The sequence below is a fragment of the Kitasatospora sp. NPDC057223 genome, assembly GCF_042669755.1.
Taxonomy (GTDB): domain Bacteria; phylum Actinomycetota; class Actinomycetes; order Streptomycetales; family Streptomycetaceae; genus Kitasatospora.
The window spans coordinates 1-23,651 of sequence record NZ_JBHUWW010000121.1; the positions used below are offsets into that span (position 1 = coordinate 1).

At 71.8% G+C, this 23,651-nt stretch carries 22 protein-coding genes and 2 riboswitches; of the genes, 10 read left to right on the plus strand and 12 right to left on the minus strand.

All coding sequences use genetic code 11. The features are described from left to right. Positions 1-70: 70 nt before the first annotated feature. The 4 genes from ACFUK0_RS31340 to ACFUK0_RS31355 all read right to left on the minus strand — a co-directional run bounded on the left by ACFUK0_RS31340 (position 71) and on the right by ACFUK0_RS31355 (position 5,111). The gene (locus ACFUK0_RS31340) at positions 71-1,219 is read right to left on the minus strand and encodes an NlpC/P60 family protein (RefSeq protein WP_380255861.1); all 1,149 of its coding nucleotides are present in this window, start codon (positions 1,217-1,219) and stop codon (positions 71-73) included. 10 nt (positions 1,220-1,229) lie between these two features. After that, positions 1,230-1,381, minus strand: a riboswitch (cyclic di-AMP (ydaO/yuaA leader). A 548-nt stretch (positions 1,382-1,929) separates the two neighbouring features. Beyond that, a complete protein-coding gene (locus tag ACFUK0_RS31345; protein WP_380255862.1) occupies positions 1,930-2,961 on the minus strand; it encodes an NlpC/P60 family protein in 1,032 nt (343 codons plus the stop codon). A gap of 253 nt (positions 2,962-3,214) precedes the next feature. Then, complete coding sequence (locus ACFUK0_RS31350) at positions 3,215-4,615, minus strand: NYN domain-containing protein (RefSeq protein ID WP_380255886.1); 1,401 nt, start codon at positions 4,613-4,615, stop codon at positions 3,215-3,217. 229 nt (positions 4,616-4,844) lie between these two features. Continuing rightward, the gene (locus tag ACFUK0_RS31355; RefSeq protein ID WP_380255863.1) at positions 4,845-5,111 is read right to left on the minus strand and encodes a hypothetical protein; all 267 of its coding nucleotides are present in this window, start codon (positions 5,109-5,111) and stop codon (positions 4,845-4,847) included. A gap of 207 nt (positions 5,112-5,318) precedes the next feature. Between ACFUK0_RS31355 and ACFUK0_RS31360 the strand changes: the two genes are divergently transcribed. Both ACFUK0_RS31360 and ACFUK0_RS31365 read left to right on the plus strand, forming a co-directional pair. Then, complete coding sequence (locus tag ACFUK0_RS31360; RefSeq protein WP_380255864.1) at positions 5,319-6,122, plus strand: rhomboid family intramembrane serine protease; 804 nt, start codon at positions 5,319-5,321, stop codon at positions 6,120-6,122. Beyond that, complete coding sequence (locus ACFUK0_RS31365) at positions 6,119-6,400, plus strand: Lrp/AsnC ligand binding domain-containing protein (RefSeq protein ID WP_380255865.1); 282 nt, start codon at positions 6,119-6,121, stop codon at positions 6,398-6,400. The genes ACFUK0_RS31360 and ACFUK0_RS31365 overlap by 4 nt, the downstream gene beginning before the upstream one ends. A 51-nt stretch (positions 6,401-6,451) precedes the next feature. Here the strand turns inward: ACFUK0_RS31365 and ACFUK0_RS31370 are convergent, their stop codons facing one another. The 3 genes from ACFUK0_RS31370 to ACFUK0_RS31380 all read right to left on the minus strand — a co-directional run bounded on the left by ACFUK0_RS31370 (position 6,452) and on the right by ACFUK0_RS31380 (position 9,779). Further along, on the minus strand, positions 6,452-7,816 hold the full coding sequence (locus tag ACFUK0_RS31370; RefSeq protein WP_380255866.1) for an aminotransferase class V-fold PLP-dependent enzyme: 1,365 nt from the start codon (positions 7,814-7,816) through the stop codon (positions 6,452-6,454). 50 nt (positions 7,817-7,866) lie between these two features. Then, a riboswitch (SAM riboswitch) is annotated at positions 7,867-7,984 on the minus strand. 113 nt (positions 7,985-8,097) lie between these two features. Then, positions 8,098-9,174: an anthranilate phosphoribosyltransferase gene (trpD, locus tag ACFUK0_RS31375; RefSeq protein ID WP_380255867.1), complete on the minus strand. Its 1,077-nt coding sequence runs from the start codon at positions 9,172-9,174 to the stop codon at positions 8,098-8,100. A 179-nt stretch (positions 9,175-9,353) separates the two neighbouring features. Continuing rightward, a complete protein-coding gene (locus ACFUK0_RS31380) occupies positions 9,354-9,779 on the minus strand; it encodes a hypothetical protein (RefSeq protein ID WP_380255868.1) in 426 nt (141 codons plus the stop codon). Between the two features lie 413 nt (positions 9,780-10,192). Between ACFUK0_RS31380 and ACFUK0_RS31385 the strand changes: the two genes are divergently transcribed. The 5 genes from ACFUK0_RS31385 (at position 10,193) to ACFUK0_RS31405 (ending at position 15,048) form a co-directional block, all read left to right on the plus strand. Beyond that, complete coding sequence (locus ACFUK0_RS31385; RefSeq protein ID WP_266323921.1) at positions 10,193-10,813, plus strand: heme-copper oxidase subunit III; 621 nt, start codon at positions 10,193-10,195, stop codon at positions 10,811-10,813. Between the two features lie 187 nt (positions 10,814-11,000). After that, positions 11,001-11,807 carry a c-type cytochrome gene (locus ACFUK0_RS31390; RefSeq protein ID WP_380255869.1) on the plus strand — a complete coding sequence of 269 codons (807 nt, stop codon included), beginning with the start codon at positions 11,001-11,003 and terminating at the stop codon, positions 11,805-11,807. Between the two features lie 8 nt (positions 11,808-11,815). Beyond that, positions 11,816-12,874, plus strand: coding sequence for a Rieske 2Fe-2S domain-containing protein (locus ACFUK0_RS31395; RefSeq protein ID WP_380255870.1), 1,059 nt, complete (start codon positions 11,816-11,818; stop codon positions 12,872-12,874). Further along, the gene (locus ACFUK0_RS31400) at positions 12,871-14,529 is read left to right on the plus strand and encodes a cytochrome bc complex cytochrome b subunit (protein ID WP_380255871.1); all 1,659 of its coding nucleotides are present in this window, start codon (positions 12,871-12,873) and stop codon (positions 14,527-14,529) included. Before ACFUK0_RS31395 ends, ACFUK0_RS31400 begins: the two co-directional genes overlap by 4 nt. A gap of 150 nt (positions 14,530-14,679) precedes the next feature. After that, positions 14,680-15,048 (plus strand): GntR family transcriptional regulator, encoded by a 369-nt coding sequence (locus ACFUK0_RS31405; RefSeq protein ID WP_380255872.1) that lies wholly within the window; start codon positions 14,680-14,682, stop codon positions 15,046-15,048. Positions 15,049-15,062: 14 nt separating this feature from the next. On the opposite strand, the gene ACFUK0_RS31410 is transcribed toward ACFUK0_RS31405, so the two are convergent. From ACFUK0_RS31410 to coxB, 4 genes are all read right to left on the minus strand, one after another. Continuing rightward, positions 15,063-16,277, minus strand: coding sequence for an Ig-like domain-containing protein (locus ACFUK0_RS31410; RefSeq protein ID WP_380255873.1), 1,215 nt, complete (start codon positions 16,275-16,277; stop codon positions 15,063-15,065). Positions 16,278-16,535: 258 nt separating this feature from the next. Then, positions 16,536-16,934, minus strand: coding sequence for a cytochrome c oxidase subunit 4 (locus ACFUK0_RS31415; protein WP_380255874.1), 399 nt, complete (start codon positions 16,932-16,934; stop codon positions 16,536-16,538). Beyond that, the gene (ctaD, locus tag ACFUK0_RS31420; protein WP_380255875.1) at positions 16,934-18,712 is read right to left on the minus strand and encodes a cytochrome c oxidase subunit I; all 1,779 of its coding nucleotides are present in this window, start codon (positions 18,710-18,712) and stop codon (positions 16,934-16,936) included. The genes ACFUK0_RS31415 and ctaD overlap by 1 nt, the downstream gene beginning before the upstream one ends. After that, the gene (gene coxB, locus ACFUK0_RS31425; RefSeq protein ID WP_380255876.1) at positions 18,709-19,563 is read right to left on the minus strand and encodes a cytochrome c oxidase subunit II; all 855 of its coding nucleotides are present in this window, start codon (positions 19,561-19,563) and stop codon (positions 18,709-18,711) included. The genes ctaD and coxB overlap by 4 nt, the downstream gene beginning before the upstream one ends. Before the next feature lie 358 nt (positions 19,564-19,921). Here coxB and ACFUK0_RS31430 point away from each other — a divergent pair, with 358 nt between their 5' ends. Next, positions 19,922-21,319, plus strand: a complete 1,398-nt coding sequence (locus ACFUK0_RS31430) for a cysteine desulfurase/sulfurtransferase TusA family protein (RefSeq protein WP_380255877.1) — start codon at positions 19,922-19,924, stop codon at positions 21,317-21,319. Positions 21,320-21,339: 20 nt separating this feature from the next. Here the strand turns inward: ACFUK0_RS31430 and ACFUK0_RS31435 are convergent, their stop codons facing one another. Next, positions 21,340-22,317, minus strand: a complete 978-nt coding sequence (locus tag ACFUK0_RS31435) for a carbohydrate kinase family protein (protein ID WP_380255878.1) — start codon at positions 22,315-22,317, stop codon at positions 21,340-21,342. A 234-nt stretch (positions 22,318-22,551) separates the two neighbouring features. On the opposite strand from ACFUK0_RS31435, the gene ACFUK0_RS31440 reads away from it, so the two are divergent. Together ACFUK0_RS31440 and ACFUK0_RS31445 are read left to right on the plus strand one after the other, a co-directional pair. After that, a complete protein-coding gene (locus tag ACFUK0_RS31440; protein WP_380255879.1) occupies positions 22,552-22,770 on the plus strand; it encodes a hypothetical protein in 219 nt (72 codons plus the stop codon). Between the two features lie 120 nt (positions 22,771-22,890). Further along, a complete protein-coding gene (locus ACFUK0_RS31445; RefSeq protein ID WP_380255880.1) occupies positions 22,891-23,568 on the plus strand; it encodes a hypothetical protein in 678 nt (225 codons plus the stop codon). Positions 23,569-23,651: the final 83 nt, after the last annotated feature.

Below are 23,651 nucleotides of genomic sequence, written 5' to 3' on the forward strand. Positions count from 1 at the left end.
GGACGAAACGGGGGCCGGGCCTGCGGCACTGCTCGGCGTGCCGGGGCGGATCCGGACGGATCCGGGCGGGTCAGAGACGCACGATCGCCGAGATCGGCATCACCGTGGCGGACTCGTAGCGGACCACCGAACCCGTGTGCGGGGCGTGGATGATCTGGCCGCCGCCCACGTAGATGCCCACGTGGGTCATGCCGCTGTAGTAGATGATCAGGTCGCCGGGCTGCGCGTTGGCGATGTTCGTGCCGACCCGGGTGCCGGCCGACGCCTGCGCCTGCGAGGTGCGCGGCAGCGACACGCCCGCCTTGGCGTACGCCCAGCCGGTGAGGCCCGAGCAGTCGAACGAGTTCGGGCCGGTGGCGCCGTACACGTACGGGGAGCCGAGCTTGCTCTCGGCGGCCGCGATGGCGGCGGCGGCGCGCGAGCCGGCCGGGACGGCGGCGGCCGCGGGGGCCGCGCTCTCGGCGGGCGCGGAGGCGGCCGGGGTGGACGTGCTCAGCGGGCTGCGCGCGGTGTCGCGCGAGGCCCGGTCGGCGTCGGCCTTCGCCTGGGCCTTCGCCGCGTCGGCCTTCGCCTTGGCGTCGGCGGCGGCCTTGGCCTCGGCGGCGCGCAGGGCCTCGCGCTCCTGCTCGGTCAGCGTGTTGAGCAGTGCCTGCGCCTTGGCGAGCTTGGCCTGGACCTCGTCCTTGCTGGCCTTGAGCTGCTGGGTGGTGGTGTCCAGCTCGGCGAGCTTGGTCTGCGCCTCGGACTTGTCCTGGTCCAGCTTGCGCTGCTGGGTCTGGAGTTCCTTCAGCGCGCTGCTCTGCGAGTCGCCGACCTGGTTGGCGGAGCCGACCTGGGTGAGGAAGTTGTCCGGGCTGCTGGACAGCATCAGCTGGACGGTCGGGGAGATGCCGCCGTTGCGGTACTGCTCGGCCGCGACCTCGGCCAGGCCGCCCTGGAGGTCGGTGACCTGGGACTGCTGGCGGGCCACCTTGTCCTGCAGTTCGCCGACCTGCTTCTGCAGGTCCTGCTGCTTGGCCTGCGCACCGTTGAGCTGCTCGGTGGCGACCTCGGCCTGCTCGTTGAGCTGGTCGACCTGCTCCTTGACCTGGTCCTTGGTCGGTGCGGGGTCGGCGTGGGCACCGGACTGTGCCGACAGGGCCACGGCGGCTGCGGCTGCCGCGGTCATGATCGAGACGCGGGTGCGGCTCGCAGGCTTGGGACGACGATGGGACGCCACGAAGGCGGGCTCCTTCTTCCTACGTCCGCCTACCGGGTGAGCTGACGGGTTCGGGCTGGAAGACATGCCCTACGACGCCTCACCGGCCACTGAGGCCGACCTGGCGCCGATTCACCCCGAGGAACATGGTTCCCCGGCTCCGGTCCACAGCACCCCTGCTGGGGCTTCCCCGTCGGGCAGTTGACTGCCCGGCTGCTTCTCGGACTCGGCGGTAACCCCCGCTGCCACCCCGGCTGGGTGATCGACTGTGCGGTGGTTCGGGTCATGACCCTAGTAACGAAACCGTGATCCGTTCAAATCCTTGTAGGAAAAAAGTTGGAATGATGCCCGAATTACCTGGCGATTATGACCATGTGTGATCAGCTACCCACCGACCGCTGATTGTTTTTCACCATGTGGTCGCGAGGCGCCCCGGGCGACGGTGTCCCAGATCACAGTCCGCCGCACCGCGGCCGGGCGTGTCGGATGTGGCGAACGGTCAGCAAATGTCCGAAATGGGGAAGTTGTCCGGTCGTCACGGATCCCCCCGGGCCCCACCGGCCCCGGACGCCACAGCCGGACGGCGCCCCGGACCGTCCGCATCACGAACGGACGGCGATCACCGGCGGTGGGCACACAGGCGGACGGCGGCCCGCCGGAGGGCGGACCGCCGCGACCGGGCCGTCGAGAGCGTGTTGACGAGACCGGACTGCCGAGACGGGCCGGAGAGGTCAGACCCGGCGGATCGTGTTGATCGGCATGGCGTCGGCCTTCATCACCTTCACCACGTCACCGGTGTGCGGCGCGTGCACCACGAGCCCGTTGCCGATGTACATCCCGACGTGGTGGCGGTCGCTGCCGTAGACGACCAGGTCGCCCGGCTGCGCCTCGGCCAGTGACGGCACCCGGACACCGACGTTGCCCTGCGACTGCGAGGTGCGCGGCAGCGAGACGCCGGCCTGGCCGTAGGCCCACACCATCAGGCCCGAGCAGTCGAAGGTGTTGGGGCCGGTGGCGCCCCAGACGTACGGGGAGCCCTGCTTGCCCATGGCCTTCGCGACGGCCACGCCGGCGTAGCCGGAGGCCTGCGGCAGCGCGCCCATGTCCACCCGGACCGAGTCGCGCGAGGCGCGGCCGTCGCCCTGGAGGACGGAGGCCCGGTCGGCGGCGCTGAGCGTGTTCAGCAGCGCCTGCGCCTCCTTGAGCTTCTTGTTGACGTCGGCCTTGGCCTGGTTCAGGTCCTTGGTGGTCTCGTCCAGCGAGGCGAGGACGGCGGCCGCCTCGGCCTTCTGCTGGTCGAGCCGGCGCGCCTGGTCCTGCAGGCCCTTCAGCGCGTCCGTCTGGCTGTTGGTGGCCTGCTCGACGCTGGCCGCCTGCTCCAGGTAGCCGGACGGGTCGGCGGTCAGCATCAGCTGGACGGTGGGGTCGATGCCGCCGGTGCGGTACTGCTCGCCCGCCACCGCGGCCAGCCCGGCCTGAAGCTGGGTCATCTGCTCCTGGCCGCGGGCCACCTGGTCCTGCAGCTCGCCGCCCTGCTTGCGCAGCTGGTCGGCCCGCTCCTTGGCGCCGTTGTAGCGCTCCGCCGCCTGCTCCTGCTCCTCGTTGAGCTTGTCCACCTGCGCCTTGACGTCCTCCTTCTTGGAGGGCGTGGGCGCGGCGTGGGCACTCACCTGGGCGGAGAGGGCGACCGCGGTCGCTGCGGCAGCGGTGAGCACGGTCACCCGCGTGCGGCTCGGCTGCTTAGGACGGCGGTGGGAGGCCAAGTGAACGGCTCCTTCTTCCTGCGGGCTCACCCGAACGAGTGAGTATCCGGAAAATAGGTTTGACGCCAGACCCTAGTGAAGATCAGAGCTTTGCGCCACTCCCACCGGACCACGAACATCGGGCCCGGACGGGGAATTCACGCGATCCACACACCACCGTCATCCCCGCGCTGACCTGGCATCAGCGCCGTCCGGCCGCAGGCCCCGCAGAGACGTTTCTGCGGGGCCTGCGGACCGGACGACGGGGTGCGGATCAGGCCCGGGCGAGCCGGTTCAGCAGCAGGACCGACGCCACCGGCCGGGCACCCGCGTTGCGCACGCCGTCCGCGACCTCCCGGTCGGTGGAGACCACCACCACCGGCCGCCCCTGCGGCTCCGCCCGGACGAGCCGGCGGATCAGCTCGTCCGCCGTCTCCCCCGTCCGGCTGAACCGCACCCGCACACCGCGCGGCGGCGCCATGATCACCGGAACATCCAGGTCCTGCCCGTCGAACACGCAGGTGACCTCCGCCTGCGTGCGCTGCGCCAGCATCGCCAGGCCGCCGAGCAGCCTGATCCGCTGCTGCTCCAGCGGCAGCGCCGGGTAGCCGGTCTTCGTCACGTTGTAGCCGTCCACCACCAGATGCACCTGCGGGATCGCCAGCAGCTGGTCCAGCAGCGCCGGATCGTCCTCCGCCAGCGCCCGGCGGGCGACGTCGTGCGGCGAGGCCGAGGCCGGCTGCACGGCGTCCACCAGATCCGCCGGGTGGATCTGGGTGACGGGCAGGGCCAGCTCCCGCTGCAGGCCCTGGGCCGACTGCAGGACGGTGTCCAGCAGCAGCCGCAACCGCATGTCCTCGACGCTGCGCCCCTCGCGGGCCGAGCGCCGGCCCTGCTCCACGGCCGTCTCCAGCTCGGAGATCCGGTGCCGCAGCCGGCGGGCCTCCGAGTCGGCCGCGCTGCGCTCGGCGGCCGCGGCGGCCCGGGCCGCCTCCAGTTCGCCGGACAGCTTGCGCGCCTCGGCCTGCGCCCGGCGGGTGTCGCTCTCCAGCGAGCGCACCTTCTTGCGCAGCGACTCCGCCTCCTTGCGCACGCTCTCCGACTCGGCGCGATGGCGGTCCAGGTCGGCCCGGGCGGCGGCGCGCAGCTCGGCCAGCTCCGCCTGGAGCTTCTCGGCCAGCGCGGTGGCCTCCGCCGCGGCGCCCTCGGCGCCGGCCCGCTCGGCCTGCTCCCCCGCCTGCGCGACCAGCCGCGACCAGCCCGGCGGGCGCAGCAGGTAGGCGGCGGTGGCGACGTCCATCGGATCGGCGGCGCCGGGGACGCTGCCGCTCTCCAGGGCCTTGACCAGGTCGGGCTGGCCGAGGCGCAGCCGGTCCGCTATCCGCACCCGGAAGGCCGGCTCCGACTCCAGGGCGGCGGCCAGCGCCGTGGCGGCGTACTTGGCCCGGCGGGCCGGGGTGAACTTGGCGTACTGGCGCAGCGAGAGAGGGAGTTCGCCGACCGGCAGGCCGCCGAGCGCGTCGGCCGCGATCCCGACCACCCGGCGGCGGACGCCCTCGGGCAGCGGGCGGTCGAGCTGTTCGGCCGGCCGGCCCTCGGCGCTGTCCCCGCCGTCCGGTGCGCCATCGGTGCCCGCCGGGACGGCCTCGACCGCGTCGGGGGGCTGCGCGTCCACAGCGGGCGGCTGCCCCTGCGGCCCGGCGGGCTCCGTCGCTGCGTCCACCACGTCCTCGGCTCCGATCCTGTCCTGTGCTGCAGAGTTCCTGTGCGGCGGCGTACCCGCGGCCGGCCGCCGCTGCCCCGGAACCACCGCTCTCTGCAATTGTCCCGTGAACGGTGCCCCGCGCCGCGGTGCGCCACACGCCCGCGCGCGGCCGGGTGGGCCCGGCCGCGCGGTCGGGGTGTCAGCCCTCGCTGCCGGCCTGGGCGGTCTCGGCCTCGTTGCCGGGGCGGTCCACCAGTTCGACCTGGTCCACCGCGTTGCACCAGCGGCAGCGCACCGACTCGATCGTCTCGGCCAGCACCTCGGTCTCCTCGACCTTGGAGTCGCCGGCCAGGTCGAAGTGCAGGTACTCGACGACCTTCGCGGAGCGGGTGACGTCGAAGCGGGTGAGGTTGCCGCACAGCGTGCAGCGCCAGCGGGTCTCTGCGGTCAGGGCGGGGACGGTCATCGGGGGGTCCTCTCGGCTGTTCCCGGGGGTGGGCGGGAGGCGCTCCCCCCGGGGCCCCGGCGTCGGCGGCGGGAGGCGGGGAATGCCCGCACCAAGCCTATTGCCTGGGACGTCTGCGCTCGCCACCGGTCCGGATCTCCTTCCCGGGTCACCCACACGCAGTACGCCGCGGTGTCATCGCGCGCGGCCGGAGGAATGCTCCCGGGCATGGCGACCCCGGTCCTCGACCACACCGGCGCGCAGGACGGCAGCCCCGCCGCCCCCGTGCCCGTGGTCACGTACGCCCTGATCGCGCTCAACACCCTGGTGTTCCTGCTCGGCCCGGCGGCCGGACTGAACCCCTTCTACGGCACCGGCCAGGCCCGGGTCTGCGCCGAGCAGCGGTACGAGCAGCGCTGGGGTGCCGTCCCCGAGGAGCTGCTAGGCCACCGGCCGCTGACCGCCGACCGGATCACCCAGCCGGACGGCTGCCCGCTCGCCGCCACGCCCGGCAAGAGCCCGGCGCTGTCCGTGCTCAGCTCGCTGTTCCTGCACGCCGGCTGGCTGCATCTGCTGGGGAACATGCTGTTCCTGCACGTCTTCGGCGCCGGTGTGGAGGCCCGGCTGGGGCGGCTGCGGTTCCTCCTCTTCTATCTGACGGCCGGCGCCCTCGCCACGTACGGCTACGCGCTGGCCGAGGCGCACTCGGCCGGCTCGACCCGGGTGCTCATCGGCGCCTCGGGGGCGATCGCGGCCGTCCTCGGCGCCTACCTGCGGCTCCATCCGAAGGCGCGGGTCACCACGCTGGTGCCGCTGCTGCTCTTCCTGCCGCTGCGCTTCCCGGCCTGGCTGGTGCTCGGCCTCTGGTTCGCCCTCCAGTGGTGGTCGGTGCACTCGGGCGGCCCCGGGGTGGCCTACCTGGTGCACGTGATCGGCTTCGCGGTGGGCTTCCTCTTCGCCTGGGCCGCGCCCCGCCGCCGGGCCGGCGCCCCGGCTAGGCTGGCCGGACCCCACGAAGGAGCAGCAGAGTGATCACCGCCATCGTCCTGATCAAGACCAGCGTCGACCGCATCCCCGAGATCGCGGAGGCGATCGCGGCCATCGAGGGCGTCAGCGAGGTCTACTCGGTGACCGGCGGGTACGACCTGGTGGCGATGGTCCGGGTCCGCCGCCACGACGACCTGGCGGACGTGATCCCGGGGCAGCTCAACAAGGTGCCCGGGGTGGAGCACACCGAGACCCAGATCGCCTTCCGGACGTACTCGCAGCACGACCTGGAAGCGGCGTTCGACCTCGGCCTGGACGAATAGCCGGGCCCTCTGAGCCGGGCCCGGCGAACTGGGCCCGGCGGGCCGGGGCCCCTACTGGCGGCGGCCGTCGGCGACGCAGCGGCCGCCCTCGCTGCGGTAGGTCCAGGCGGCGCCGTCCGCGACCAGCTCGCGGACGGCGGCCAGGAACCGCTCCAGGTGCTCGTCGGGGGTGCCGGCGCCGAAGCTGACCCGGATCGCGTTCAGGCTGCGCTCGCCCGGCAGCGACGGCTCCGGCGCACCGCACTCGGACGGTTCGGTGTCCTCGCCGCCCAGCAGGGTGCGCACCAGCGGGTGGGCGCAGAACAGGCCGTCCCGGACGCCGATGCCGTACTCGGCGGAGAGCGCGGCCGAGAAGTGCGAGCTGTTCCAGCCCTGGACGACGAAGGAGAGCACGCCGACCCGGGCGGAGTCGTCACCGAACAGGCTGAGCACCTTGACCTCGGGGATCTCGGCGAGACCGGCCTTGAGGCGGGCGATCAGCTGCTGTTCGCGGGCCTCCAGGGCGTCGAAGCCGGCCTCGCTCAGCGCGCGGCAGGCCGAGGCGATGGCGTAGGCGCCGATCACGTTCGGCGAGCCGGCCTCGTGCCGGGCCGGGCCGGAGTTCCACTCGACGGCGACCGAGCCGTCCACCTCGCGGGCGACCGTCCGGGTGGCGCCGCCGCCGGCCAGGTACGGCTCGGCCGCGTCCAGCCAGTCGCTGCGGCCGGCGAGGACGCCGGCGCCGAACGGCGCGTACAGCTTGTGTCCGGAGAAGGCGACCCAGTCGACGTCGAGGTCGCGGACGGAGACGCGGTGGTGCGGGGCGAGCTGGGCCGCGTCCAGGACGATCCGGGCGCCGTGGCGGTGGGCGGTGGCGGCGAGTTCGGCGACCGGCCAGAGCTCGCCGGTGACGTTGGAGGCCCCGGTGACGCAGAACAGCTTGGGGCCGTCACCGGCCCCGGCCAGCGCCTCGTCGAGGGCGGCGACGGCGTCGGCGTGCGAGCGGGGGGCGCGCAGGTAGCTGACGCTCACGCCCTCGCGGCGCCAGGGCAGCAGCGAGGCGTGGTGCTCGGTCTCGAAGACGAAGACCCGGGTGCCGGCCGGCAGGGCGCCCGCCAGCAGGTTGAGCGAGTCGGTGGTGGCGCGGGTGAAGACGACCTGGTCGTCCTCGCGCAGGCCGAGGAACTCCTCGACGGTGCGGCGGCTCTGCTCGAACAGGTCGGTGGAGAGCTGCGAGAGGTAGCCGGCGCCGCGGTGCACGCTGCCGTAGTAGGGGGCGTAGGCGGCGACGTCGTCCCAGACCCGCTGGAGTGCCGGGGAGCTGGCGGCGTAGTCGAGGGCCGCGTAGGTGACCTTCTCGCCGCTGACGAGCGGGACCTGGACGTCGTGGCCGAGGACGGCGAGCGGGGCGCAGGTTTCGGTGGAGATCACGGACATGGGGATGCACTCCTCTGAGGTGAGGACCCCGGGAGTGCTGATCTGCCGGTGGTCCGCGCTTGCCGCGCGGACGGTGTGCCGCGTGGCCCGGTCCTCACCCAGGGCACCCCGCCACGGACGGAGGGTTGCCGGACAGCAAGCTGGGGCTTGTCGCTGTCACTCATGACCTGGCGAAAACTCTAGGCGGGGGTCGCACAGTGGTCAAACACGAGTCCGCCATCCGGACAGGGCGGCGGCCCGCGGAGCTGCTCCGCGGGCCGCCGTCGTCCTCAACTGCCCGTTCAGGAAGCGGCGCTGGCCTCGGCCCAGTGCTTCAGCAGCTCCTGCGCCGCTCCCGAGTCGATCGCCGCGGCGGCCCGCTCGATGCCGGCCGCGAGCTGCTCGGCCAGCGGTGCGTCGGTCAGCTCCAGGGCCACCAGGGCGCTCGCGGTGTTCAGCAGGACGGCGTCCCGGACGGGCCCCCGCTCCCCCGCCAGCAGCCGGCGCGCGACCTCGGCGTTGTGCGCGGCGTCGCCGCCGCGCAGCGCCTCGATGCCGACCAGCTCGATGCCGACCTCGCGCGGGTCGAAGGAGGCCTCGGTGACGACGCCGTCCTTCACGATCCAGACCCGGGAGGTGGTGGAGATGGTCAGCTCGTCCAGGCCGTCGTCGCCGCGGAAGACCAGCGCGGTGGCGCCGCGCCGGGCCAGCACGCCGGCGATCAGCCCGGCGAGGCGGGTGTCGAAGCACCCGACGGCGTGTGCGGTGACCTTGGCCGGGTTGGTGAGCGGGCCGAGGATGTTGAAGGCCGTCGGGACGCCGAGGTCACGCCGGGCGAGCGAGGTGTGCCGCATGGCCGGGTGGAACTTGGCCGCGAAACAGAAGGTGAGGCCGACCTCCTCGGCGATCTCGGCCACCCGCCGGGCGCTGAGGTCGAGGCTGATGCCGAGCTTCTCCAGCACGTCCGAGGAGCCGCTCGCCGAGGAGGCGGCCCGGTTGCCGTGCTTGACCACCTTGGCGCCGGCGGCCGCCGCGACGATCGCCGACATGGTGGAGATGTTGACGGTCTTGGCGCGGTCGCCGCCGGTACCGACGATGTCGACGGCCGGGCCGGGGATGTGCAGCGGCTCGGCGTGCGCGTACATCGCGTCCACCATGCCGGAGATCTCCTCGACGGTCTCCCCCTTGGCCCGCAGCGCGACCACGAAGCCGGCCACCTGGACGGCGCTCGCCTCGCCGCTCATGATGCCGTCCATCGCCCAGGCGGTGTCCTCCTGGGTGAGGTCCTCACCCCTCAGTAGTGCGGACAGGAGATCCGGCCAGGCGCGGACCACCTGCACGGGGTCGTTGCCGCCGTTCGCAGGGTGCGCGTTCACCATGGCCGTCTCCAGCTCTCGTCAGCGCCGCCGGAGGGGCTCCGGGGGCAGGACGGCCAGCCTATCGAGCGGCATGACACGGCCGCCCCCACCGCCGCCCCTCTTCTCTCCTGCTGAGACGGCGGTGGAGGAGGAGAGGAGAGGAGGAGCGCCGGACGGGGGCGGCCGGGGCGTGCGCCGGGTCAGCGGTTCGCCGGCGCCCGGCCCGCGATCCGGTTCCGGAGGAGGGTGGCGGCGGCCTCGGCCAGCGCCACCGGGTCGACCGGGTGGGAGATCGCGGCGTCCGCCCGGCTCCAGGCGGCGAGCCAGGAGTCCTGCGGCCGGCCGATCAGCACCAGGACGGGCGGGCAGCCGTAGATCTCGTCCTTCAGCTGCCTGCCGAGGCCGAGGCCGCCGGCGGGGACGGCCTCGCCGTCCAGCACGCAGAGGTCCACGCCGCCCTTCTCCAGTGCGCGGAGCACCGCGGGTGTGGTCGCGCACTCCAGGTACTCGACATCGGGAAGGTCCGCGGCCGGGCGCCGGCCGAGGGCCGTCCGCACCTGCTCGCGGGTGTTGCGGTCATCGCTGTAGACGAGGACGGTGAGCGTCTCGTCGGTCGTGTGCGCCATGGGGCCCTGCTCCCTCAGTGTGATCCGGACCACGTCCACCTGTCCCGGATGCTACTCCCGATCACCCGCCGCGGAGCCCCTCCGGCGTGATCCCGCCGGGTCCGGCCCGGAAGGCGCCGCGCCCGGTACTCACCCGTACGGGGGGTGCGGCGTCACCCTGGCGAACGCAGACCACCCGTACGGCGGACCCGCTAGCCGACCCGGCGGCCGCGGGTCGCCGCGACACGCAGGGCAATGGAGTGCTCAGGCCGCTCCGGGGGCCGCCCGGCAGCCCGAACAACCGTCAGAAAACGGACATAGCCCCGCGCGCCCACCCGCCGGACGCCCCGTCGGCCCTCAACGGGGCATACCGCACGCACCGGACACTCCGAGGGACACCCCCCGGCGTGAAGACGGAATAAGGGACCGACATAATGTCCGTCGTGGCGACAGCAACAGCAGTAGAAACCGGGCACGCGCACGGATCGGTCAACCGGCCGAACATGGTCAGCGTCGGAACGATCGTCTGGCTGAGTTCCGAGTTGATGTTCTTCGCGGCGCTCTTCGCGATGTACTTCACTCTCCGCTCCGTGAAGGGGCCGGAGTTCTGGAGCGAGAAGGCGCACGCGCTCAACGTGCCCTTCTCCTCCGTCAACACCACGATCCTGGTGCTCTCCTCGCTGACCTGCCAGCTCGGCGTCTTCGCCGCCGAGCGCGGGGACGTGAAGAAGCTCCGCTCGTGGTTCGTCATCACCTTCGTGATGGGCGCGATCTTCATCGGCGGGCAGATCTTCGAGTACACCGAGCTGGTCAAGAAGGACGGCCTGTCGCTGTCCTCCGACCCGTACGGCACGGTGTTCTACCTGACCACCGGCTTCCACGGTATGCACGTGACGGGTGGTCTGATCGCCTTCCTGCTGGTCCTGGGACGGACGTACGCAGCCAAGCGCTTCACGCACGAGCAGGCCACGGCCGCCATCGTCGTGTCGTACTACTGGCACTTCGTCGACGTCGTGTGGATCGGCCTGTTCGCGACCATCTACCTGATCAAGTAACCAGCTGATCAGGTCGCTGGCTGCCGGCCGCGAGGGCGCCCTCACCGCGAAGACGACCCTGCTGCCGGTGAACGACGCTCCCACCGACCGACCGCGCGCGCAGTCCTCACCGGCTGCCTGCCGTACCGGCCAGACGGCCGCCGGGCGCACCCACCAGTCGACCAGATCCTGACACCGGGGTTATTCCGTGAAAAAGCTCTCCGCACGACGGCGCCATCCACTGGCGGCGCTGGTCGTTCTACTTCTCGCCCTGGCGGCCACCGGGGGGCTGTACGCCGCGTTCGCGCCCGCCGGTCAGGCGCAGGCCGACACCGCCGCGCAGTCGCTCGCGATCGACGAGGGCAAGAAGCTCTTCGCCGTGGGCTGCTCCTCGTGCCACGGCCTGGACGGCCAGGGCAGTTCCGACGGCCCGAGCCTGGTCGGCGTCGGCTCCGCGGCGGTCGACTTCCAGGTCGCCACCGGCCGCATGCCCGCGCAGCAGCCCGGCGCCCAGGTGCCGAAGAAGAAGAACATCTACACCCAGCCCGAGATCGACCAGCTCGCGGCCTTCGTGGCGTCGCTCGGCCCCGGCCCGGTGGCGCCCCTGGAGTCGCAGTACACGTCGACCAACCCGGACGACGTGGCCGCGGGCGGCGAGCTGTTCCGCACCAACTGCGCCCAGTGCCACAACTTCGCGGGCAAGGGCGGTGCCCTCACCCAGGGCAAGTACGCCCCCTCGCTGGAGGGCGTGGACGCCAAGCACATCTACGAGGCCATGCAGACCGGCCCGCAGAACATGCCGTCGTTCCCGGACACCACCATGCCCGAGGAGCAGAAGCGCCAGATCGTGGCCTTCGTCCGCCACACCAACGAAGAGCCCAACCCCGGCGGTCTCGCCCTGGGCAGCCTCGGTCCGGTGACCGAGGGCCTGTTCGGCTGGATCTTCGGTCTCGGTTCTCTCATCGCGATCGCGATCTGGGTCGCCGCCCACACCACCAAGGCCCGGAAGTCATGAGCCACGACATGTCAGAAGACAAGCTTCCGGAGTCGCACGGCTCCGAAGGGCACAGCGAGGTGGCCCCCCACGGCGACCCGTTCGCCGACCCGGGCCTGCCGGTCCACGAACCGCGTCGCACCGACATCGACGAGCGGGCGGCCAAGCGCGCCGAGCGCCAGGTCTCCCTGATGTTCGTCGTGTCGATGCTCGCCACCGTCGGCTTCATCGCCTCGTACGTGGCGATCGACGCGGACAAACTCGTCTACATCTTCCCGCTGGGCCACGTCAGCGCGCTGAACTTCGCGCTGGGCATGACCCTGGGTGTGGCGCTGTTCTGCATCGGCGCGGGCGCGGTCCACTGGGCCCGCACCCTGATGTCCGACCACGAGATCCCCGCCGAGCGGCACGCGATCGAGGCTGACGACGAGGTCCGCGCGGACGTCATCGAGCAGTTCAGGACCGGCGCCGCCGAGTCGGGCTTCGGCCGTCGCAAGATGATCCGCAACACCCTGATCGGCTCGATGGCGCTCGTACCGCTGTCGGGTGTCGTCCTGCTGCGCGACCTGGGCCCGCTGCCCGAGGACAAGCTCCAGCACACCGGCTGGGACGAGGCCACCGAGGCCAAGCCCCTGGCGCTGATCAACATGAACACCAACCGGCCGATGAAGGCCGAGGACATCGCGGTCGGCTCGCTCACCTTCGCCAAGCCCGAGGGCCTGGAGGAGGACGACGAGGACTTCCAGCAGCAGATCGCCAAGGACGCGCTGATGCTCGTCCGGATCGCCCCGGAGGACATCAAGGACTCGGAGTCCCGCGAGCTGGGCTTCGAGGGCATCCTGGCCTACTCCAAGATCTGCACGCACGTCGGCTGCCCGATCAGCCTGTACGAGCAGCAGACGCACCACGCACTCTGCCCCTGCCACCAGTCGACCTTCGACCTGGCGGACGGCGCCCGCGTGATCTTCGGCCCGGCCGGCCACCCGCTGCCGCAGCTGAAGATCACCACAGACGAAAAGGGCTTCCTGGTCGCCACCGGCGACTTCCCGGAACCCGTCGGCCCGAGCTTCTGGGAGCGCTCCGCATGAGTTCCGCGAGCAGCGCCACCACTGGCGCCTCCAAGCCGGCCAGCACCCGAGCCAAGCCCGCCAACAAGGCGGAGGCGGCAGCGGACTGGGCGGACGGCCGGCTGGGGATCTACTCCCTCGCCAAGGCCAACCTGCGCAAGATCTTCCCGGACCACTGGTCCTTCATGCTCGGCGAGATCTGCCTCTACACCTTCATCATCATCATCCTGACGGGCGTCTACCTGACGCTCTTCTTCAAGCCCAGCATGGGCGAGGTCGTCTACCACGGCTCCTACGCCCCGCTCAACGGCATCCGGATGTCGGAGGCCTACGCCTCCACGATCGACATCAGCTTCGAGGTCCGCGGCGGCCTGCTGATCCGTCAGATCCACCACTGGGCCGCCCTGGTGTTCGTCGCCGCGATGCTCGTGCACATGATGCGCGTGTTCTTCACGGGCGCGTTCCGCAAGCCCCGTGAGGTCAACTGGGTCTTCGGCTTCCTGCTGCTGGTGCTCGGCATGTTCGACGGGTTCTTCGGCTACTCGCTCCCCGACGACCTGCTGTCCGGTACCGGTATCCGCTTCATGGAAGGCGCGATCCTCGCCGTCCCGCTGGTCGGCACGTACATCCAGATGTTCCTGTTCGGCGGCCAGTTCCCCGGCGTCGACATCGTGCCGCGGTTCTTCACCATCCACGTGCTGCTCATCCCGGGCATCATGCTGGGCCTGCTGGTGGCGCACCTGATCCTGGTCTTCTACCACAAGCACACCCAGTGGGCCGGGCCCGGCAAGACCGAGAAGAACGTCGTCGGCATGCCGCTGATGCCGGTCTACATGGCCAAGGCCGGCGGCTTCTTCTTCCTGGTGTTCGGCATCATCTCGGCCATGTCGGCGATCGCCACGATCAACCCGATCTGGGCGTACGGCCCGTACCGCCCCGACCAGGTGTCCACGGACGCCCAGCCGGACTGGTACATGGGCTTCTCCGAGGGCCTGATCCGCATCATGCCGGGCTGGGAGATCCGGGCCTGGGGCCACACCCTGAACATGGGTGTGATGGTCCCGCTGGCGATCTTCCCGATGGTGCTGGCCGCCATCGCGGTGTACCCGTTCATCGAGAGCTGGATCACCGGCGACAAGCGCGAGCACCACATCCTGGACCGCCCGCGCAACGCCCCGGTCCGGACCGGTCTCGGCGCGGCCTGGATCAGCCTGTACCTGGTGCTGCTCGTCGGTGGTGGCAACGACCTGTTCGCCACCCACCTGCACCTGTCGATCAACGACATCACGTACTTCGTCCGGGTCGGCTTCTTCGTCGTCCCCGTGCTGACCTTCTGGATCACCAAGCGCTGGTGCCTCGGCCTCCAGCGCCGGGACAAGGAGAAGGTCCTGCACGGCCGCGAGACCGGCGTCATCAAGCGCCTGCCGCACGGCGAGTTCGTCGAGGTGCACGCGCAGCTCCCGCAGGACCAGCTGCACACCATCACCGCCCACGAGCAGCCGCAGCCGCTGGAGCTGCCCGCCGAGGTCGACGAGAACGGTGTCGCCGCGAAGACCTCGATCCTGCAGCGCACCCGCGCGAAGCTCTCCAAGGGCTACTTCGGCGAGACCAGCCAGATCGCCAAGCCCACCGCCGAGGAGCACCACGAGATCACCAGCGGCCACGGCCACCACTGATCCCGTACGCACCCCCGCGTCGCACCCCGAGGGCCGCCGACCAGAGTTCATCTGGTCGGCGGCCCTCGGGCTTTTCCGGATCCGCCCGCGGCCCGCGTCACCCGCCCCGCTTCACGCCTCCCGCATCCCACCGCCCGTCAGGAGCCCCCGTTGCAGCTGTCCGTCGACCACGACTCGGCCACTCCCCCGTACGAGCAGATCCGCGCCCGGATCGCCGAGCTGGCCCGCAGCGGTGACCTCCCCGCCGGGCTGAAGCTGCCCACCGTGCGGGCGCTGGCCGAGGAGCTGGGCCTGGCCGCGAACACCGTGGCGCGGGCCTACCGCGAGCTGGAGGCCGACGGCGTGGTGGAGACCCACGGCCGGCGCGGCACCCTGGTCGCGGCGGTGGGCGACGCCGCCCACCGCCTGGCGGCCGCCGCCGCCACCGAGTACGCCGACCGGGCCCGGCGCCTCGGGCTGCCCCGGGCGGACGCGCTGGCCGCCGTGCAGACGGCCCTGGGGATCGCCTACGACGCCTGAGCGGGTACGGGGTCTCAGAGCTGCGGGAGGACGACCGCGGTGGCCCCGGCGGCGTCGGCCGGGCCGGCGGTACTGACGGGCTGTCCGGTGGCGCTGTGCTTCACCCAGTCCTCCCAGCCGAGGTTCCAGTCCCCGAAGCCGTTGCCGAACGGCTCCATGCCGGCACCCTTGCTGTTGACCACCTGGACGAGGTCGCCGACCCTGGTGTTCTCGTAGAACCACTTGGCGTTCTCGGTGCTCATGCCGGTACAGCCGTGGCTGACGTTGTCGACCCCCTGGGAGGCCACCGACCAGGGCGCGGCGTGCACGTACTCGCCGCTCCAGGTCACCCGGGTGGCCCACTGGACCTGGAGGTCGTAGGACTCCGAGCTGCCGGCGGCTATCCCGATCGACTCCCCGCTCATCCGGACCACCCGCTCCTGCCCGAGCACCACCTTGATGCCGTTGCGGGTGGAGAACCCGGGCTTGCCCGTGGTCACCGGGATGGTGCGGACGCTCTGGCCGTTGCGGGTGAGCGTCAGCTCGTGGGTCGCCGCGTCGACGATGCTCTCGACCCGGTCGCCGGTCCTCAGGCTGAGCGTGCCGCGCGGCCCGCCGTAGAGACCGTCCGCGATCCGGCTGCCCTCCCCGTCGAAGCTCAGGGCGACCTTCGCGTCGGCGGGCCAGTAGTCCTTCGGGCGGAAGTGCAGGTTGCTGTCGTCGACCCAGTACCAGGCACCGACCACGGCGGGCTGGGAGACCACCGTCAGGGCCTTCTCCACCTCCTGCCGGGCGGCGGTGTCCTTGACCGGCTCGGAGAGCTGCACGGTGAGCGGCTGGCCCACCCCGTACACGCCGCTGCCGGAGGAGTCCGGGCCGAGCTTGGCGGTGAGCAGGCGCTGCGCCGCCACGGTGCTGAAGGAGGAGGTGGTCTCGCCCCGGCCGCCCCTGCCGTCGTCGGCGGCGACCCGGACGGCGTAGCTGGTGGCCGCCTTGAAGTGCCCGGTGCTCTGCCAGCTGCTCTGGTCCGCCGAGAGCCGCCCGGCTACCAGCCGCCCGTCCGGCCCGCTGACGGTCACGTCGGTGAGCCGGCTGCCGGGCTCGGCGGTGACGGTGAAGGGCTTGGACGGGTCCACCTGGCCGGTGGCCGAGAGGTGGACGAGGGTGGCCGCGTCCACCGTCCGCGGGGTCTCCACCGCGGACGTCTGCCCGCTGTCGCCGCCCGGGGAGCAGGCGGCCAGGGGGGCCATGCACGCGAGTGCGAGGGAGATGCCGCCTATGCCGCTGCCTATGCCTGAGGTTCCGCGCCTGCCGGTCATGACCGCCTCCGAGGGGTCGCACCACGATTGATCAGATCGTAGGAACACCCGTGCGGATAGCGACATCCGAGGGAGTGGGCGCTGAGCCGGGCGGGTGAGGCCGCCACCCGGCGGACGCAACAGGGCCGGGCGTCCCTTGCGGGATGCCCGGCCCTGTGCAGTGCACTGCCCCGGTGAGGGGCGGGAGGACTACTGGTTCTGGTCCTCGCCGCGGTAGAACTCGAAGACCCAGCCGTACAGGCCGATCAGGATGATCGGGATCGACCAGAAGAGCAGCCACCAGCCGAACACCACACCGAGGAAGGTGAGCGCACCGCCGATCGCCAGCGAGAGCGGCTGCCAGCTGTGCGGGGCGAAGAAGCCCACGTCACCGGCGTCGTCCGCGACCTCGGCCTCGGGGTTGTCACCGGCGCCGCTGTCCACCCGGCGGGCGGTGAAGGCGAGGTAGTACCCGATGAAGGCGCAGAGGCCGAACGACAGGAACAGCGCGGTGGTACCGGCCGGCTCCTTCGACCAGAGGCCGTAGGTGATGGCCATCGCGAGGATGAAGGCCGCGAAGCCGAGGAAGATCTTGCCCTGTTCCTTCATCAGGCGTCGCCCTCCTTCTTGCCCTTGGTGAGCTGCGGGTTGTCGTACTTCGCGGGCGTCACGCCGGCGAAGTGCTTGGCGGGCTCACCGTGAGCCTCCAGGTAGTCCAGCGCGGCGATCTCCGGGTGGTGCAGGTCGAACGCCGGGGATTCCGAGCGGATACGCGGCAGCGTGAGGAAGTTGTGCCGCGGCGGCGGGCAGGAGGTCGCCCACTCCAGCGAGCGGCCGTAGCCCCACGGGTCGTCCACCTCGATCTTCTCGCCGTACTTGGCGGTCTTCCAGACGTTGTAGAGGAACGGCAGGATCGACAGGCCGAGCAGGAACGAACCGATGGTCGAGACGGTGTTCAGGGTGGTGAAGCCGTCCGAGGCCAGGTAGTCGGCGTAGCGGCGGGGCATGCCCTCCGCGCCGAGCCAGTGCTGGACCAGGAAGGTCGCGTGGAAGCCGATGAACAGCGTCCAGAAGGTGATCTTGCCAAGGCGCTCGTCGAGCATCTTGCCGGTCATCTTCGGCCACCAGAAGTGGAAGCCGGCGAACATCGCGAAGACGACGGTGCCGAAGACCACGTAGTGGAAGTGGGCGACGACGAAGTACGAGTCCGAGACGTGGAAGTCGATCGGCGGGGAGGCCAGCAGGACGCCCGTCAGACCACCGAAGAGGAAGGTCACCAGGAAGCCGACCGTCCAGAGCATCGGTGTCTCGAAGCTCAGCGAGCCCTTCCACATGGTGCCGACCCAGTTGAAGAACTTCACACCGGTCGGGACCGCGATCAGGAAGGTCATGAAGGAGAAGAACGGCAGCAGCACCTGCCCGGTGACGTACATGTGGTGCGCCCACACCGTCACGGAGAGGCCGGCGATCGCGATGGTGGCCGCGATCAGGCCGGAGTAGCCGAACATCGGCTTGCGGCTGAAGACCGGGATGATCTCCGACACGATGCCGAAGAACGGCAGCGCGATGATGTACACCTCGGGGTGGCCGAAGAACCAGAAGAGGTGCTGCCAGAGCAGTGCTCCACCGTTGGCCGGGTCGAAGACGTGTGCTCCGAACTTCCGATCCGCCTCCAGCGCGAACAGCGCGGCGGCGAGGACGGGGAAGGCCAGCAGGACCAGCACGGCGGTCAGCAGGACGTTCCAGACGAAGATCGACATCCGGAACATCGTCATGCCGGGCGCGCGCATGCAGATGATCGTGGTGATGAAGTTGACCGCACCGAGGATCGTGCCGAAGCCGGAGAAGGCCAGACCCATGATCCACATGTCGGCGCCGATGCCCGGCGAGCGGACGGCGTCGGACAGCGGCGAGTACGCGAACCAGCCGAAGTCGGCCGCACCCTGCGGGGTGACGAAGCCGGCCACCGCGATGGTCGAGCCGAACAGGTAGAGCCAGTAGGCGAACATGTTCAGCCGCGGGAACGCCACGTCGGGCGCGCCGATCTGCAGCGGCATGATCCAGTTCGCGAAGCCCGCGAACAGCGGCGTCGCGAACATCAGCAGCATGATCGTGCCGTGCATCGTGAACGCCTGGTTGAACTGCTCGTTCGACAGGATCTGGGTCCCGGGACGAGCCAGCTCGGCGCGCATGACCAGGGCGAGGATGCCACCGATCAGGAAGAAGGCGAAGGACGTCCCCAGGTAGAGGGTGCCGATCGTCTTGTGGTCGGTGGTGGTCAGCCACTTGATGATGGTGGAACCCGGCTTGCGGGTGCGCTGGCCCCCGCCGACCGTGACGGCCCCGGCGCCCCCGCCGGCCGCGGCGGGCTCGTTGAGGATGGTCACTTCTCTTCACTTCCCATGGTCGTGATGCCGGAGGGCAGTGCGCCGGTCTGACCCTTGGCCCTGAGCTCCGCCAGGTGCTTGTCGTACTCGGCGCGGTCGACGACCTTCACGTTGAACAGCATCCGCGAGTGGTCGGTGCCGCAGAGTTCGGCGCACTTCCCGCGGTACGTGCCCTTGACGGTCGGGGTGACCTCGAACTTGTTGACGACGCCCGGCACGACGTCCATCTTCATCAGGAAGTTGACGGGCCAGAAGTCGTGGATGACGTCCCGCGAGGTGAGGACGAACTTCACCGACTCGTTGACCGGCAGGTACAGCGTGGGCTCCTCCTCCGGGGTGCCCACGTCGTACGCGGCGGTCGTGCTGGTCGGGTCCGCGTTCTCGGTGTTCTCGTAGTTGAACGCCCAGCTCCACTGGAAGCCGACCACGTTGACCGTGTGGTCGGGCTTGGCGGAGGTCGAGATCAACCGCGACTCGTCGCGGGCCACGAAGTAGAACAGCACCGAGACGATGACGATGGGGACCGCGGTGTAGAGCGCCTCGATGGGCACGTTGTACCGGGTCTGCGGAGGGATCTGGATGCCGGAGCGGCTGCGCCGGTGGAAGATCACACTCCAGATGATCAGACCCCACATCAGTACGCCGACTGCCAGCGCCGCAATCCAGGAGCCCTGCCACATCTGAAGGACCATCGGTCCTTCCTTCGTGACGGGGCTCGGGAGGCCAAGCCTGGGGAGGTCGTTGGCCGAGCAGCCGGTAGCGGTCGCGATGACGAGGCCCAGTGCCAGCGCCTGAGGCAGCTTCCGCCGCATCGTGCGCCGCGGCGAGCGGTCGGAGCCGTTGGGACTCACGTAGCGCCTTCCCGAAGTCTCGCCCGCCTTCGCGTCGCTCCGGAGGGGATGGTGAGCCTCCCCGGCGACCCGTCCACGGGCACGGTTTGAATGCTTATGCGGGCCAAACCCTACTCCAGCCTTATGCGCTGCTGACGGGCAGGTCCCGGTAACGCGCCGCCCGGTCGCCCGATCAGGCCCCGCAGGGGTGGATACCCAGGTCACGGCAGGCTTTCGAGGGTCGTACGCCCGATCGGGGGACACGCTTGCGCAGCACGGGTGACGGCCCGTCGGGCGTGGACGAATCAGACATTTCGGGTGATCGACTGACGGGCGGTGAGACGGCGGCGCGACCCCCGGTCTGTAGTTGAATGGCAGCGTGTATTTCGATGTGGCCTCCACCGCCCCGCTCCACCCCGTCGCCCGGCAGGCACTGACCGCCGCGCTGGACGAGGGCTGGGCGGACCCGGCCCGGCTGTACCGCTCCGGCCGGCAGGCTCGGATGCTGCTCGACGCGGCGCGCGAGACCGTCGCCGAGGTGCTGGGCGCCCGGGCCGACGAGGTCTCCTTCACCGCGAGCGGCACCCAGTCGCTGCACCTGGGGATCCTCGGCGCGCTGGCCGGGAACCGGCGCCGGGGCAGCCACCTGGTGCACTCCGCCGTCGAGCACTCCGCCGTCCTGCACGCCGCCGACCGGCACGAGGCGGCCGGCGGCGAGGTCACCGCCGTCCCGGTGGACCGGTTCGGACGGGTCACGGCGGAGGGCTTCGCCGCCGCGCTGCGCCCCGGCACCGCGCTGGCCGTCCTGCAGCACGCCAACCACGAGGTCGGCACCCTCCAGCCGGTCGCCGAGACCGCCGCGGCCTGCGCCGGCGTGCCGCTGCTGGTGGACGCCGCGCAGAGCGCCGGGCGCCTGGACGTCCCCGGCGGCTGGTCGCTGCTGACCGCCAGCGCGCACAAGTGGGGCGGTCCGGCCGGCGTCGGGGTGCTCGCCGTCCGCAAGGGCGTCCGCTACGCCTCGCCGCTGCCCGCCGACGAGCGCGAGGCCGGCCGGGTGCCCGGCTTCGTCAACGTGCCTGCGATCGTGGCCGCCGCCGCCTCGCTGCGCGCCGTCCGGGCCGAGTCCGCCCGGGAGAACGCGCGGCTGCACGCCCTGGTGGAGCGGATCAGGGCCCGGGTGCCGCAGCTGGTGCCCGAGGTGGAGGTGGTGGGCGACCCCGTCCGCCGGCTGCCGCACCTGGTCACCTTCTCCTGCCTGTACGTGGACGGCGAGGTGCTGCTGACCGAGCTGGACCGGGCCGGCTTCGCGGTCTCCTCCGGTTCGTCCTGCACCTCCTCCACCCTGACCCCGAGCCATGTGCTGGCCGCGATGGGCGTCCTCACCGAGGGCAACGTCCGCGTCTCGCTGCCGTACGGGGCCGCCGAGGCGGACGTGGAGCGGTTCCTGACCGTGCTGCCGGAGATCGTGGCGGGCGTCCGGGCGCCGCTCGGGCTGGACCTGCCGGCGCCCGCCGCCGCGGCCGCACCCGAGCCGACGCAGACGCTGGTGGTGGACGCACTGGGCAAGCGGTGCCCGCTGCCGGTGATCGAGCTGGCCCGGCGGATCGGCGAGGTGCCGCCCGGCGGCACGGTCGCGGTGCTGGCCGACGACGAGGCGGCCCGGCTCGACATCCCCGCCTGGTGCGGGATGCGCGGGCAGGAGTACCTGGGCGAGGCCCCGGCCGCCGGGTACGGCGGCGACCGGGGCTCGGCCTACCTGGTGCGCCGGACGTCCTGACCGGACGCCACCGGCAGGGGCTACCCGACCAGGTGCGCCCGGATGTCGGCCGCCGCGTCCGCGCCGTACGCGCCCTCGAAGCGCTGCAGGAAGGCGGCCGGGCGCAGCTCGTACTCCTGGGTGCCGACGGTCTCGATCACCAGCGTGGCGAGCATGCAGCCGAGCTGGGCGGAGCGCTCCAGGCCGAGCTCCCAGGACAGGCCCGCCAGGAAGCCGGCCCGGAAGGCGTCGCCGACACCGGTCGGGTCGGTCTTGCGCTCCTCGGGGGCGCAGCCGACGGTGACGGTGTCCTCGCCCTTGCGCTCGATCCGCACGCCCTTGCTGCCCAGGGTGGTGATCCGGGTGCCGACGCGGGTGAGGATCTCCTCGGCGTCCCAGCCGGTCTTGCTCTCGATGAGCGCGGCCTCGTACTCGTTGGTGAACAGGTACGCGGCGCCGTCCACGATCTCGCGGATGTCCTCGCCCTCCAGGCGGGCGAGCTGCTGCGAGGGGTCGGCCGCGAAGGCGTAGCCGCGGGTGCGGCACTCCTGGGTGTGGCGGACCATCGCCTGCGGGTCGTCCGCGCCGATCAGGACGAGGTCCAGGCCGCCGACCCGGTCGGCGACCGGCTTCAGCTCGATGCTGCGGGCCTCGGCCATCGCGCCGGTGTAGAACGAGGCGATCTGGTTGTGGTCCTCGTCGGTGGTGCACATGAAGCGGGCGGTGTGCCGGGTCTCGGAGATGTGCACCGAGCGGCAGTCGACGTTGTTGCGCTCCAGCCAGCTGCGGTACTCGCCGAAGTCGGCGCCGGCCGCCCCGACCAGGACCGGGCGCAGGCCGAGCACACCCATGCCGAACGCGATGTTCGGGGCGACGCCGCCGCGGCGGATGTCGAGGGTGTCGACCAGGAAGGACAGCGACACCGTGTGCAGCTGCTCGGCGACCAGCTGGTCGGCGAAGCGGCCGGGGAAGGTCATCAGGTGGTCGGTGGCGATCGAGCCGGCGACGGCGATACGCACAGGGTCTCCTCGGGGTGGCGGCGAGGCCATGGGAAGCGGGCGAACCTCCACACGGTACCGGGCCGGGGCGGCGGGGCCGCAAGAACGCCCGGCGCGGGTCGGACGAGTACTACCTCCGGGTAGCTCTGGCCGCTCCCGTCCGGTCGGCCTAGGGTCGCAGACAGGGGCCCCGTGGGCGGGCCCGCCCACGTCCGCGGCAACGTCGCCGCGGCACGGTGATCGGAGCGATGACCGATGAATCCCAGTCAGCACACCCTGAGCGCGACCCCCGCCCTGCGCGGCGACGCGGACCCGGACACCCTTGACGCGCTGGTGAGTTCGTCCCGGCGGCTGGGCCGCTTCTGGCCGCCGGTCGCCGCCGGGGAGGAGCCCGCCGGGCCGGCCGGGGCGGGTTTCGCGGTGTCGTCCGGTGCTCAGCGGCTGGTGGCCGGGATGGCCGAGTACGGCATGTAGACCGAGGGCCGAGGGCCATCCGGGCCGGCCCGGATGGAACCGGACTTACCCGGGGCACGTCAAACCGGCGCGGTGCGGCCGGGAAGGCGGCGCTGCCCAGCCCTCGGGAGGAAGTCAGTGATGGTTGTGGAGACGAAGGACCGGCCGGTGGACGGCCGGCGCGGGCGGCGGGCGGCCGCGCTGGCCGGGATGCTGCTGGCGTTCGGCGCGGTGGCGGGCTGCGGTTCGGGCGGGACGGGCGCGGCCGACGGGGCGCCGGCGACGGTGGCGCCGTCGGCCGCCGTGCCGTCCGCGAGCCCGTCCGCCAGCCCCTCCGCCGCCCCGTCCGCGACGCCCGCGCAGTCGCCGGCCGCCTCACCGCCGGCCTCACCGCCGGCGAGCCCGCCGGCGGCGTCCGGGCCGGCCACCCGCCCGACGCCCGGTGCCGGGCCGGACGGGCCGGCGCCGACCGGGCCGGGGATCGCCCCCGGTGAGCCCGCGCCGGTGCCCGGCGGCCTGCAGACCATGAGCTACCGGGCCGACGGCAACCGGCTGACCGTCTGGTTCTACGGCGGCATCTGCGAGAAGTACGGCCTGAAGGCGGACGAGTCCCGGGCCGGCCAGGTCGGCATCCGGATCGTGGTGACGACGCCGGTGCCGCCCGGCCAGGTCTGCGCGGCGGTCGCCAAGAAGCAGTCGGCGACGGTCGATCTCGCGAAGCCGCTGATGGGCCGCGCCGTGCTGGACTCGGCCCAGGGCGCCGAGGTGCCGCTGGAGGCCGACCCGCACGTCGCCCCGACGGAGCCGTCCCAGCGCTGACGGCCGGCCGCGCCCGGAGCCGGCGGGCCGGACGCGGCAAGACCGGCAACGACGAGGGCGGCCCCCGGGATCACCCGGGGGCC

Coding starts and splice junctions, on each gene's coding strand:
- ACFUK0_RS31355 (WP_380255863.1), bottom strand. CDS start 5,111: ATGACCGTCCCCGCCCTGACCGCAGAGACCCGCTGGCGCTGCACGCTG.
- ACFUK0_RS31360 (WP_380255864.1), top strand. CDS start 5,319: ATGGCGACCCCGGTCCTCGACCACACCGGCGCGCAGGACGGCAGCCCC.
- ACFUK0_RS31370 (WP_380255866.1), bottom strand. CDS start 7,816: ATGTCCGTGATCTCCACCGAAACCTGCGCCCCGCTCGCCGTCCTCGGC.
- trpD (WP_380255867.1), bottom strand. CDS start 9,174: ATGGTGAACGCGCACCCTGCGAACGGCGGCAACGACCCCGTGCAGGTG.
- ACFUK0_RS31380 (WP_380255868.1), bottom strand. CDS start 9,779: ATGGCGCACACGACCGACGAGACGCTCACCGTCCTCGTCTACAGCGAT.
- ACFUK0_RS31385 (WP_266323921.1), top strand. CDS start 10,193: ATGTCCGTCGTGGCGACAGCAACAGCAGTAGAAACCGGGCACGCGCAC.
- ACFUK0_RS31395 (WP_380255870.1), top strand. CDS start 11,816: ATGTCAGAAGACAAGCTTCCGGAGTCGCACGGCTCCGAAGGGCACAGC.
- ACFUK0_RS31400 (WP_380255871.1), top strand. CDS start 12,871: ATGAGTTCCGCGAGCAGCGCCACCACTGGCGCCTCCAAGCCGGCCAGC.
- ACFUK0_RS31410 (WP_380255873.1), bottom strand. CDS start 16,277: ATGGCCCCCCTGGCCGCCTGCTCCCCGGGCGGCGACAGCGGGCAGACG.
- ACFUK0_RS31415 (WP_380255874.1), bottom strand. CDS start 16,934: ATGAAGGAACAGGGCAAGATCTTCCTCGGCTTCGCGGCCTTCATCCTC.
- ACFUK0_RS31440 (WP_380255879.1), top strand. CDS start 22,552: ATGAATCCCAGTCAGCACACCCTGAGCGCGACCCCCGCCCTGCGCGGC.
- ACFUK0_RS31445 (WP_380255880.1), top strand. CDS start 22,891: ATGGTTGTGGAGACGAAGGACCGGCCGGTGGACGGCCGGCGCGGGCGG.